General features: G+C 50.0%; 8 protein-coding genes and 1 CRISPR repeat array. Of the genes, 4 read left to right on the forward strand and 4 right to left on the reverse strand.

Going from position 1 to position 13027, the window contains the following annotated elements:
- Positions 1 to 673: 673 nt before the first annotated feature.
- The gene (locus HPT30_RS01055; RefSeq protein WP_175369704.1) at positions 674 to 1426 is read right to left on the reverse strand and encodes an MBL fold metallo-hydrolase; all 753 of its coding nucleotides are present in this window, start codon (positions 1424 to 1426) and stop codon (positions 674 to 676) included.
- A gap of 127 nt (positions 1427 to 1553) precedes the next feature.
- Here HPT30_RS01055 and HPT30_RS01060 point away from each other — a divergent pair, with 127 nt between their 5' ends.
- Positions 1554 to 1982, forward strand: coding sequence for an Lrp/AsnC family transcriptional regulator (locus tag HPT30_RS01060; RefSeq protein ID WP_175369705.1), 429 nt, complete (start codon positions 1554 to 1556; stop codon positions 1980 to 1982).
- 74 nt (positions 1983 to 2056) lie between these two features.
- Here HPT30_RS01060 and HPT30_RS01065 read toward each other — a convergent pair whose 3' ends face one another.
- Positions 2057 to 8875 carry an S-layer homology domain-containing protein gene (locus HPT30_RS01065; protein ID WP_175369706.1) on the reverse strand — a complete coding sequence of 2273 codons (6819 nt, stop codon included), beginning with the start codon at positions 8873 to 8875 and terminating at the stop codon, positions 2057 to 2059.
- 350 nt (positions 8876 to 9225) lie between these two features.
- Positions 9226 to 9690, reverse strand: coding sequence for a SprT family protein (locus HPT30_RS01070; RefSeq protein ID WP_175369709.1), 465 nt, complete (start codon positions 9688 to 9690; stop codon positions 9226 to 9228).
- Between the two features lie 119 nt (positions 9691 to 9809).
- Here HPT30_RS01070 and HPT30_RS01075 point away from each other — a divergent pair, with 119 nt between their 5' ends.
- A complete protein-coding gene (locus HPT30_RS01075) occupies positions 9810 to 10172 on the forward strand; it encodes a hydrolase/acyltransferase (RefSeq protein ID WP_066367416.1) in 363 nt (120 codons plus the stop codon).
- Between the two features lie 105 nt (positions 10173 to 10277).
- On the forward strand, positions 10278 to 10409 hold the full coding sequence (cmpA, locus tag HPT30_RS01080; protein ID WP_139084739.1) for a cortex morphogenetic protein CmpA: 132 nt from the start codon (positions 10278 to 10280) through the stop codon (positions 10407 to 10409).
- Positions 10410 to 10562: 153 nt separating this feature from the next.
- On the opposite strand, the gene HPT30_RS01085 is transcribed toward cmpA, so the two are convergent.
- On the reverse strand, positions 10563 to 11054 hold the full coding sequence (locus HPT30_RS01085; protein ID WP_175369707.1) for a DinB family protein: 492 nt from the start codon (positions 11052 to 11054) through the stop codon (positions 10563 to 10565).
- A gap of 163 nt (positions 11055 to 11217) precedes the next feature.
- Between HPT30_RS01085 and HPT30_RS01090 the strand changes: the two genes are divergently transcribed.
- Positions 11218 to 11805, forward strand: a complete 588-nt coding sequence (locus tag HPT30_RS01090) for a CGNR zinc finger domain-containing protein (RefSeq protein WP_175369708.1) — start codon at positions 11218 to 11220, stop codon at positions 11803 to 11805.
- A 506-nt stretch (positions 11806 to 12311) separates the two neighbouring features.
- Positions 12312 to 13006: a CRISPR direct-repeat array (repeat unit 32 nt; unit sequence ATTTCAATCCACGCTCCCGCGTAGGGAGCGAC).
- Positions 13007 to 13027: the final 21 nt, after the last annotated feature.

A 13027-nucleotide genomic window follows, 5' to 3' on the forward strand; every position in this document is an offset into this window, starting at 1 on the left:
GTTTCTTCTTTAAACTGTTTGTTGTATCGCTTCCGTTCTGCCACGGCTACCACCTCTTCTGGAGTTTATTCTATTATCCATGGGTTGGATTTACCGTGTCCACTTTTTAGTCTAATTCATATTGTACGTTAATTTTTCCATAATACGCCTTTCAGCGTACTTTTCTCGAAAATAAGATACAAAAATGACGTTATTTCTCTTATTTACCTCTTTTCAATGAATATAAGGTACAAAAATGCTGTTAGTTGAGGAGTTAGAGCCAATTCTCATTGATAAAAGCTTTGAGGGGTAGAAATTTGTGACTTAAAACTTTATCTTCACCAGAATGACGCCTGGTCTTTTGAATTGAATCTTGAATTTACTAATTAATTGTTACTCCCGTGTAGGGAGCGACAAGTACAACAAATTCCTACCAGACGCCACATCACATTTCAATCCACGCTCCCACGTAGGGAGCGACAGCCACGCCTCAAAGCCCTTGTGGAACAAGGGCTTTGAGGCGTAAAAGTGTAACCTCTTCTTTTCCATTCTAAAACTTCGACGATTGGAGCGCAATAAGCGGAAATAGCCTGTGGTAGCAAAGGATGCGAATGACCCGGGAATTTCATGTTAGCTTGGGATTCGCACCTCTTGCACCCATTGCCCCTTTCGCCATATGGCGAGGATCTTGGAATTACTGCCCGAACCATTCTCCGTCCTGCGGAATCGCCACTCTATTAAGCAGTCCCTCTTCCTCCAATCTGGCTTGCAGCTTCTCACGAGTAACGAGACAGTGATTAATGGCATCCATGTGTACGGCAACGACGGAAGTCTGCGGTGCATACGCACACAGGTCGACCACATCCTGGTCATCCATCGTGATATGCCCGCCCGTCAGGAAGCGAGCGCCCCCGGCATTGACAACGGTCCAGTCAGGCGTATACGTATCAAGGGCTTGGCGGACATCCTCACACCAAATCGTATCTCCAGCGATGTACAGCGTCGGCTCCCCTTCTGCCTGAAAAATAAAACCGGACACCCTCCCCATCAACTCCCCGATATCTCCGGTGCCGTGCTGGCCGCTGGTACGAGTAATGGTCACACCACGAAATGTAAGGGAAGGCTCGATTACTGTTACTTGTTCAAAACCTTGTGTAGATATGGTATCCTGATTTCCATCCTGGCATAATACAGGTATACTATGCGGGAGCAGCGACACCGCAGCCTCATCCCAATGATCGGGGTGAAGATGCGTTACAAGAATAGCATCCGGCTGAAGCCACTGCTGAACGTTACCCGGCAACGGCACGAGCGGGTTTTTGCGGTCATTTTCCGTGTTGAAGATCGGAGGATTCACGCCTTGTTCACTAAGCATCGGGTCGACCAGAAAGGTCACGCCGCCGTATTCAATCCATAGCGTCGCATTGCGGATTAGTTGTAGTTTCATCCAAAACACCTCTTCTTTACGATATCTTTTGCTACAATTTAATTATAGATAAACACCCTAAAAGAATACATTTGATGCAGAAAGAGATTGCCCCGATCTACTTTCATGCAGAAAGGATTTCACGATAATGTCGCAACATTTGATAGATGATGTAGATTACCGCATTCTCCAGCAGTTAATTCAAGACTCCACACTCAGCCATAAAGAGATCGGACAACAGGTCCATATGACCGGGCAAGCCGTTGGCGCACGCATCCGCCGAATGCGTGAGCTGGAGATTATCGAGGGCTACACCGTGCGCTGGAATCCGGGAAAAATCGGACAGAACGTCCACGCGTTTGTGACGGTTTTTCTGGCCTCCAATGCGGCACATCCTGTATTCCTGGCCTTTGCCAAAGAGGATCGCCGGGTGGAAGAAATCCACAAGGTCAGTGGCGAGGGCTGCTACTGGATGCGCGTGCGCGCGACCAGCCAGGAGGAACTAAGTACCTTTCTGGATGAACTGCTGGGGTATGGCAACTATAAGATCAGTCTGGTACTTTCACAGATTAAATAGACCGTTTATGTAAAATAAAGCCGCCGAGAAGGAAGAGTAGCTCTCCTTTTCGGCGGCTTTTACGTTTAAAAGATTCAGTTATTCAGCAGTCCAGCTGCTCCCAGCACACGTGTCAGGATAACCGCTGCTTCTGCACGGCTCGTATTTCTGCCAGGTGCAAAGCTGTCGGCTGTCTGCCCCTTCATAATGCCGGTAGCAGTGAGAAGATTTACCGCTTCTGTAGCCCAGGAGGAGATACTATCTGCATCCTTAAAGGAGGCAGCGCCCTTTCCTGTACCCTCAGCTGCATTCAGCAGCTTGAGAGCTCTTGCAGCCATCACTGCCATTTGCTCCCGGGTAATGGAAGCATTCGGACGGAAGCTGCCGTCCTCATATCCTTGAACAAGTCCAAGCTGCGCTGCAATTTTAGCAGACTCTGCGTACCAAGCGGCTGCCGGTACGTCACTGAACGAAGCTCCGGCTGTTTTACCCGGCTGAAGATCCAGCGAGCGAATCAGCATAGCTGCGAACTCGGCACGACTGACGGAGCCAGCTGGTGCAAATTGTCCGGCAGACTGTCCATTGACGATCAGTCTACTAGCCAAACGCTCAATCTCAGCCTTTGCCCAGTGTCCGGTCACATCTGTGAAGGTAACCGGGTGCAGAGCAATTGCGATAATTCCGTTGGCATTGCTGCTCTTCACGGTAACCTTCGTAACTCCATTTTCTACAGTGAATACCGCCGGTACATAACTGAAGGTACCTTTCACTGGATCGTAGAGCAGGGCTACGGCTGTCTGCGGATTAAGCACCTCTTTGACGATAAGCGTGCGTTCCACATGAGTCGTACCAAATCCAGACACCGGTACGGAAGTCTTACCATCCGATACACTCAGACCAAAGATTGCTGGAATGCCCTTCACGGTAAAGCCTTGCTGCTTCGCTTTAGCGATCAACTGTTCAAGTGTTGTGCCGCTTTGCGGCTCCAGCTTGAACTCCAGCGTGCCGTCTGGATGTCCAGCACCCTTCAGCACATCTGCCACCAGGCTGAGCGGGAGGCGATATTCCAAGCCGCCGTTCTGTATCACAAGCACGGCATTAGGACTTGCCGTTGCCGCATTACGCAGGGCTTCTGCGCTGAAGCGGGCGGTGCCGTCAGCATTGGCTAGGATTTCGATCACTGCCAGCCCTGCAGCCGTCTTGGCTTTGAGCTGCGCATCATTATTGGCAGCAGTTGGAGTCACAACCGGAACCGATGGGTTGCTTGAACCCGGGTTCGTTCCTGGGTTGGTTCCAGGGTTGCTACCCCCATCCGGATCAATGTAACTGTTATCCATACCATCATCGCCATCGGAAGATCCGTCATCCGGTTTGCCTCCGACCGGCTTTACAATGATCGAATACTCTCTTTGCACATTTTCTGCTGCCACGGTGAAGAGAGCTATTCCTTCACTAAGAGCTTTCAGCTTATGACCGTCAAAGGAAGCCACTTTATTGTCTGCTTTGACGAAGGTTATCGTTGCTGAATCTGTCAGATCACTTCCGTCTTTGCCTTTGACCGTAAGTTCGGCGGAATCACCGACAGTCAGTACCACAGGTCCGTTCTGTCCGTCTGCCAGTGATATTGTGAACGGCTTGATTGCAGTGGCTACGCCCTGATTCAGCTCATTGATGATAAAGCCCGAGGCCGGATTCGATACCAGTGACATCCGCTCCCCGCGGATAATTAGATTGTCGGCCAAGAGTGAACCTTTCAGATCCGGCGTCACATCAATACCATTCGTTCCAGCACCGTCAATGACATGATTGACAATGCTGACACCGTTCATTTTCATGCTACCATGAGCGATCAGCCCGGAATACGTGCTGTCCAGTGCAGTATTGTTCTCAATCTTGATATTGCCTTTAATATCATTCTCCCCGGCATACAACCACAAGGCGCCCAAATTCAGGCGATAACCGGAATCATAGCTGCCGGTACGGATCATCGTGTTACGCTCTACAAAAGTTGTGCCTTCAAAAGGTTCTGCCGAGAAGCGGGTAGATACCGCAATACCAGCACCGTTGGTAACGGTGTCCTTAACGATGTTATCCTGAATTTTGTTGTCCTTACCACCAAACACTACAATGTTGTCGGCCAGCCAAGGCAGCGATACCGTATTGAACCGTGCGGTATTGTTCACACTTGGTGTCCGTTCCGCCCCGTTAACATCATTGAGTTTCGGATCCGTGAATGACCACATCGCGATACCATCATCCCCCGGATAACGAATGTCGGTCTGCTCCATCATGCTGTTTGCAGTGCCAACAGCAAAGTTGATGCCGTCTGCCATCAGATTGCGGATGCGCAGGCCGACCATATGCAGGCCATTCGTGCGAGCTTTTTCACCGGTTACTTGGGTCAGCCACAGACCAGCTTTCGTATGCTCAATCCATACATTCTGGATTACCGAGCCTTGCCCGAAAGCCCCATGGAATGCATTCGTTATGGCTTCATCATCCCGCTCATTGATGCCGCCCTCGATCAACAGATCATAGACGCCGATCTTGCCGCCATGACCTACAAATTTGGCTCCATTCAGCGTTGTGTACCACATACCAGCACCCCGGATTTGCACGGAATCCAAATCCAGCAGTCCATCGCCGAGCTCAAATTCGCCGGCCGGGAACCAGACGCCCATGCCTTTGCTCTTGGCTGCTGCAAGAGCTGCCTTGAACGCAGCGGTGTCGTCCTTGCCGTCATTTGGCACAGCTCCATACTCCGTTATCGACAGGAATCCGGCCGGTTGACGGAGAGCCGGAGCTACTTGCTCCATATCCGCAAGGTCGATGATATAAGAGGATGCGTGATCGTCCTTGTCTTTTTTCAGCGTAATCTTCGCTCCAGCCGGAAGGTCTCCCGTCAGTGCATGAATCTCGTCAAAGAAGCGGTGTGCACTGCCTTGAGCAGGATCGTTAGACCACGGGTAGCTTCCGTACTCCCAGGCATACTTGGAAGTCAGCTTCAGCTGCTGTTTAAAAGTACCATTCACGTACATGGACAAGGTCTCTTCGGCTCCCTTGCCGTCTGGACTGTCCGGAATCGAATAGCGCAGCACAATGGAATTAGCTGGCTTCGCCAATGTGAACTCAACGTAATCGCCTGTGTTATTCAGACTCACGGCCTCACGCCCGGAGGCTTCCGAAGCGACATTACGGTACAAGCGGGAAGGCCCGATAAGCGTACCATTCGTCACGGCATCTTCCGCTTCGTAAGTAATGTATGGCAGCGTTGCTCCGCGATAGGTTTTGTTCACACTGTTATGGACAGTTAGACTGTCCACTTCAATACCGCCCCAGGATGTGCTGTCACTGCTTAGAGCAACGGTATTAATGCCCGCGCGCAGCTTCATCTTCACCTGCACCTTCCGCCATGTGGAAGAAGCATTGAAGGACGGAGAACCTTGCTTAATCCCATTCACATCCAGCTGCGTGGCAGCTGCATTGTCACTATTGTTCTTGTAGCGAAGTGTAGCAATATATTCGCCTGCTGTAGCCGCATTAACAGCAAAACGAATCACTTGATCGCCATGGAAGGCATCTTTGCCCGGGTACACAACATCAGAAGATACGGGAGTAAAGCTCCATTGCGCCGCGTTATCTTTTGCCGCCCCAAGAATGACTTCACTCGAACTATGCGCAAGCACTTTGCCGTTCTTGGCATTAACCAACAACTGATAGCCAACCTTCTCCTCAAGAGTCCATTGGGTGGACACCGAAGTAGCATTGGCAGTTAGTATAATCTGTTCATTACCATCAACGGAAAGGTATTTCTTCGACGCTTGATTCAAGACCAGCTTGCGCCCGTTAAAATCCTGTACTAGCCATTGCGAGTGTGCTGCTGAATCTGCAGATTCTGTGTATACGACTGCCCCGTCTTTTTCCGCGAGTACCTTGCCATTCACTCCCTTAGGAGAAATTGTAATGGTGTTGGTATCGCTCAGAATCGGTGTAGCCGTATCTTGATTACGCGGTTCGCCCGCAGGGGTGTTGAAATCAGCTGTTGCTGGTTCCAGCGCCCAGTGTACAGAATCGGAGGATTCCAGCAAAAGTCCGCGTTCTGCGTAGCCTGTTCGATTCTCCACATTGACGAACTCATCGTCATATGATCCGAACAAACTCCGAATGGTATAGTTAACCCCATCAGAAGAAAGCTTCACAGCCCAACCAGAGGCCCCGCCGGCTGCTGGTTCCACACCCGCGCTCTCCAGGAACGAATATTCTTCGCTCAGGGTCAGATAGTGTCCGGTTGCCCGGTTCACAATGTACTGCTTGCCGTCCTTGGCTGAGATGATCCAGTGCGAATAACCGTTATCCGCTGCCGGCTGCCCATACAGTACTACGCTGTGTTCATTCTCATAGAGATAATCCCCGCTACCCGCATTCTTAAAGCGAACCGGATAAGACGGAACTGGCGGTTCAGGGATGTTCACTGGTTCAGCAGTGAATTGCGAGTTGTCCCGTGTCGCTGCATCTGCGGCTTTGCTGATTTTGATTACCGCATGCCCATCCTGATCAGGCGCACCGTACAGGTAATGACCGGCCCAAGCACTTTTGAAAGTCGTTTCGCCGGATGCCTTGATATCAACCGCCCACTTAATGCTTGCCCATACGTCATATACTGTTTTTAAGGTCTGAACCGCCTCAGCCGGCTCTTCTTGTTCAATAACACCGCCCATATGCTCCAGGGAAAGGTAGCGGCCAGTGCCTCTATTTTTGATTTTCACACTGTTCGCGCCAGGAATTTCTTGCAGCTGCCAGATAAAAGAATCATCGCCCGGTACAAGCGTACCGTAGGTAGCCTGACCAACCGTCAGGTCCTCAGCAACTGCCGCAGCCGATTGTGCGGAAAGTGATGGCTCTGGTGCATTCTTCTGCCCATTTTCAGACGTGACTGCATTGTCGCCTTCCGGGTTATAAGTAGCTTTTGTAACGGTTGCGTTCACCGCTGCCAGATCCAGTGCAGGTTCAGGCAATGGCCCGTCTTTCAAATACTGATCTTCTCCGTTCACACTGTTCAGTTTGAATCGGAATACATCATGCTTCTTCTCTGTCACCGGAACAAAACGCCATTTCGGGCTGCCCCAAGTCGGGTTAATGGCACCGTATTCTGCGTATTTAGTCATATTTTCCAGCGAAATAAATTTGGTAGGAAGTTCTCCTGGCTGCTTGTCAGCCACATTTGCGATGACGTAGTTGTTATCACCCATATTTTTCCTCGTCCAAATAAATCCGGTATCGACCTGATTCTTATCCGTCAACGTGGTGACCTGAATGTGGCCTTCCGGCATGCTGATAATATTGATGTAATGACCAGTCTTGCGATTCTTGAACAGCTTCCGTCCGTTATACTTCTCCACCAGCCATTGGTCGGACTGATCCTCTTGCATATTACCGTATTTCAGCAGACCCTCCTTGTTTTCATACCAATAGAAGGATTTCCAACCGTTCTGGATACGGACATAGTGCTCAGAAACCGGTGTTGCCGGGTCAATGAGCTCCCATTGCGCAGCTAGCGAGGCCGGATTAGACGAACCACCTGCGCTTCCGCCTTCTCCTATAGCCAGATAAGTGCCCTGATCACCGGCATTGCCAATGGTCTGATAATCATCAACATCATCGGATTCTTTGAAAATCCATTGATCAGTGAGACTGCTCTCCCCTGCCTGAACAGCCTTAACTGTGCCATCGGTATGGGTCAAATAATGATTCGTAGCCGCATTGCGAATCCGCTTGTTGCCGTCGTAATCCTCCACATACCATAAGTATGATTCTCCGTTGTTACTTGCATCCGATGCAATGGTTCCATGTTTAAGCTGACCCCCATCACCTTCATACAAGAAATCTGTAGCTACTTGATCATCTGTGTACGTTGCCAGTCGGATCGGCTGCAGCTCAGAGACAGGAACGATTTTCCACTGGGCGCTGTGATTCGCCGCACTACCCGGCCAATTGTTGGAGCGAACGTCATTGTCGTCAGGGTACTGTGGATTCAGCCATAGCGGGAGATTGTCCTCAATTAGAGCGGAATTGTGTAGGGTGACGTAGCCTGTTCCATCTCCCCCTGGTGCATCCTCCTTCACCCATTGGCTGAGCCCCACATTACTAGGGTCAATGTCCACCGAGAGGACACTAGACCAACTTGGTTCGCCCTGCTTAATATAGTGTCCTGTCGCACGGTTACGGATCATCAGGGTCCCGCTTTCGCTTGGCTCCAGATACCACTGAGCCGTTTCATCCTTGGCATCTTTGTTACCGTGCAGGACTTTGCCATCTTTCTCATACATGACATGTCCCGGGTGCAGCCGGCTTTTCAGTTGCACAGGTGCAGAATCCAGATCGACAAAAGCCCACTGTGGACTCTCGAATGTAACATTGATATCTGCACTAACCTGAGCATAGCCAAGCTGATTCTCCTGATGGATGACCAGTTTGGCATCCGGTGCGGTCGCACTGCGAATGACCATATAACCGGCACGGTTCGAAGTATCGATCAGCCATTTGTCTGCTGTCGTTCCTCCGCCGGAGATGTTACCTGTCTTGAGCGAATCCTCCTTCCCGGCGTTACCTGCAAGTGTAATATAGTGACCGGTCTTCACATTCTTAATCTGTGAGAGACCGTTCTCCGTCACGACCAGCCAATGCGATGATGTATCCGCCGGATTGGTCATTCCGTAACGGACGATGCCGCTTGCGGTCTCGTACAAAAAATTGTTTTTCCATTTGTTCTTGATCAGTACCGGACCTGCAGGAATTTGTGATGCCCCGGTCCCTCCGGTCCCGGCGGAACCACCGTCGGCCGCGTAAGCAGGGAAGCTGGAGAGAATCAGCAGCATTGCCAGCAGACCCGCCATGGCGGACCTGAATCGCTTCATATCGTGTACCCCCTCTAACAAAAATGGACTTCCTCTCCATCTTAGGTTGGTAACGCTTACAAAACGATGTGCGATTTTATCCATAAAAAGGTGTATTTGTACGTATCTCCTGGACCTGCCCCACCTGTCCTTAAAAACAGAAGGTTCCTCCTAAAATATTGGCCACCTGTTAGACAAAAACCGGCTGTCGTTAGAAAACCACGGCAGCCGGTACGGTCCCAGAGAAACTTATCCCTGACATTTTTGAGGATGGTCTGAAATTGAAAAATGGCCTGCGCCCGCGCAACAGCTCCAAGCTAGCTGTACAAATTGCTAATATAATCACGGGATGCGTCTGATAACATCCATTGTTACTCCAAAGCGAACAGCTTAAGCTTACCCGCACATTTTCCACAGCGGTAACGCTTGGGATCTGCCTTTCGTTTACGCGGGTATTCCGTGGCACATGCCGTACACACCAGCTTGTACCGATAAGGGAGCGGCTTGCGAGCCTTCGCACCCGGCAGGGTCTGACAAAAGCGACTGCCACCCACTTGCTTCAAGAGCGCTTTGAAATCCGCATCACGGTGCATATAGCCCCTTTTGGCCAGATGCAGATGGTAGTGACACAGTTCATGCTTGATAATCCGCTCTGTCTCCTCGCGCCCGAAGGTCTCCAGCTGACGGGGATTAATCTCTATATTATGACTTTTGATAAAATATCGTCCGCCGGTAGATGACAATCTACTATTAAAAGAAGCCTTGTGCCGGAACGGCAGTCCAAAACTGTCCCGCGACACCTGCTCGATCCACTGCTGCAGCTCTTCATTGCTCATACTTTCCATAGTGTTCTCTCCCAAGTCCTTTCCACGGGGATTAATATCTCTACTTGAATTGTAACTTGTGCATAGGCTAAACTGTCAAGAAGGAAGACAAGTACGGAGGGAGAATGATTATGCCGAAAATGCGGTATGTAATTTTGCAGCAACATCAAGAGCTTCAATTCGTGGAAATGCCAGAGGAATATGCTTATCAGCTCAGCGCGCTGAATTTGCGTCTCAATAAGGAGATCGACAAGCTGACTGCCGACAATGTGCCGGACCTGCCAAAGGCGATTGCGGAATGCGATTCCCTGGAACTGCTGCGCGAGGATTACTCGCTGCAATCCGGGCTTGATTATATCAATGTCCTGGAAAGTGCTTTTGCTTCGGTTCAGGAGAAGAAGGATTACCCGCTGATCTCCCTGCTGACCGAAATTCGTGCGCTTCAAGCACAATTGGAGCAGTGGTACGAAGAGGAAGAAGAAGGCGTGCATTAAGATAATTCTTTTGTAAAAAAACGACATCATTTGGCTTATAACGGTCACCTTTGGGCCCTTTCCCCCATATGCTAACCTACGAAGCATGCCAGGGGAGGGATTACCGTGCCGCAGTGGCTCTGTCACCAGATGATGAAGGCTTTTTACAAAAAAGACCGTCGTCAGATCAAACTGCTGAACGAATGCTGGTTCTTTTACCGCAATGCCGATGAATTTCCGGGCGAAGCCCGTTATTAGCTATTGTTCTACTCTTCAATGAAGCCTATAAGTGCTGATATCACAAAAAAGCGGTCGCCCGAGATCCTTACGGATTATCGGGGGCCGCTTTTTTTGCAGTAATACCGGGGCAAGGATGCCCTCATGTTATCAAATGAGCAAGGTCACCCGTTGCTAAAAGCTTCGCTGCGCGGGCCAAGAGCCCTGAAGCTTGCGAAGCAACACAATCTGCCCGGTATGATACGCATCATGCAGAATGAGGCTCATCACCTCTTCGCCAGGAGCATGCCCCGAGCCGCCCCAATCATAAGCACCCTCTTCCAGTGCCTCAATCACTTCCCGAAGCTGGGAGTGTATGCTTTTCAACTGTTGGACTGCCTTCTGCCATGCCTCTTCCCCAGACTCCGTAACTGTGAATGTATCATCGTTGCTCTCCAGCTCAGGCTGCTTCGGCAGCCCTTTCAGCTTGCGCAGCAAGCGATCCTTATAATACGTCAAATGGTTCACCGTCTCCCAGATCGAATTCCCTGCCTCACCTTGCGGCTTCCAGCTCGCTTGGGTACTGTTGACTCCATCAAGCGCATCGCTAAGCGGCGGAGACCAGTCTTCCACATCCATGGCATAATCCCAATTTTGCAGCAAAACATCACTGATCTTATTCTGCATGTTCTACCTCCAAATCGTAATATGTAACGACTTAAACTATGAAATAACAGTTACTGAAAGACTGTAGCATATTTTTATCGCCTCTTCAAGTAACTAGTAAAATTAGATTTTAACTGTTACACTATGAGTAACTCAAGATACGAACGGGAAAGAGGAATGCAACGTGTTGTGGAGGGATTTCATTAATAGCTACTGGCGGGATTGGCGGACCGGAGACCGCAGCAAGGATCGGGACATGCTGGAGGATTCGGAATGGGTCTCTGCATGGTTGCAGCAACATCGTCTAGAGACCGATGCTCTGCCAGATCAAGCCGAGACGGAACAATTAAAGCAGCTTCGGTCCCTCCTCTGGGCCGCTGTGCAAAATATTGTGCAAGAACAACCACGAGACCCAGCGCTACTGGAACAGTTGAACTACTACATGGCGCCCGGGCCTGTAACCAGAAGAGTTACTTGGAATGCAGAACATCAACGTTATGAGATGAACTTATTGCCACGTTACAAACACTGGGATCAGGTGATGGCGGAGATTGCAGCCTCTTTTGCCACAGCGTTATTTGAAAAAGAAACCTCGCGCTTTCGTATCTGCGAGAACGATGACTGCCTCTGGGTCTACTATGATGATACCCGCAACCGCTCCAAACGATACTGCGACGACAAAGCCTGCGGCAACCTTATGAAAGTGCGGCGCTTTCGTGCGCGGAAGAAGGCGGAGATTGAGGGGCAGAGTTCTGGGGAGGTTTCTAAGTAGAATGTAGGATAATATTCAAGAGGAAGTGTAGGGTAGAACAAAGATAAGACAACGTCGACTAGGCATTACTAATATCAAAGGACAATTCTCTAAGCGGGTAACTGTCACACCGTAGCCTAACATTGGCTTTATAAAGTGGTTTGTTGGAGTAAAAACTTTATTTAGATATTAACGGGATTTTCTCCTGTTATTTGCACGAATTGATTTACCATTCGCATAATAACGGTATTTTCTCCAGTTAAATTTCACTTGCAGGCCGTTCAAGGCAAAATGCTCAGAAATAACGGGTGTTTTTCCAGTTAATTCTGAGCATCAGCCGTTTTGAGGAGATTTAACAGGTGTTTTTCCCTTTATTTTTCCGGAGATATTGGTATCTCACACCCATCTGGTGAGCTATGGAATGAAATGATTCAGCTTATAGTATAGAATTTTGATTCGCACTCCCCGCATAGGGAGCGCCCCCAGCGACGCGTTTCCAGTTTGTCCACTGATGTCACCTCCGGGAAATTTCAATCCACTCTCCCGCGTAGGGAGCGACACCGTTGGGTTCAGTTCGCCGACAGCCAGTACATATTTCAATCCATGCTCCCGCGTAGGGAGCGACGCCTCGGCCCCTGTCTTGGAATACCGGAGCTTAATTTCAATCCACGCTCCCGCGTAGGGAGCGACTTCTTAATCTGCTCGTGCTGCGCCTTCTCATCGTTATTTCAATCCACGCTCCCGCGTAGGGAGCGACCGGACACGGACAACAACGTGCTTATCCTGGGAGACATTTCAATCCACGCTCCCGCGTAGGGAGCGACCAGCGGCAAGCCTACTTAAATGCTCTACTATTGAATTTCAATCCACGCTCCCGCGTAGGGAGCGACGTGGCGCGGCATTTGGGGATGTTTAAGGATAAGGTGATTTCAATCCACGCTCCCGCGTAGGGAGCGACAAGGAAGAGGATATTATATCAGTGATAACCTAAGATTTCAATCCACACTCCCGCGTAGGGAGCGACTAAACTGGCGCGGGTTATAGGGACCTTGTATAAATTTCAATCCACACTCCCGCGTAGGGAGCGACGTGATCTCCGCCAGACTCTCACATAAGCTTCTGGATTTCAATCCACACTCCCGCGTAGGGAGCGACGCCTGTATTGTGGTTATTTGATTACGCCTGCTTTAATTTCAATCCACACTCCCGCGTAGGGAGCGACAGCACGACCTGGACGCGCTCC

Origin of the sequence: Paenibacillus agri, from assembly GCF_013359945.1 — a bacterium.
Classification (GTDB): domain Bacteria; phylum Bacillota; class Bacilli; order Paenibacillales; family Paenibacillaceae; genus Paenibacillus_AQ; species Paenibacillus_AQ agri.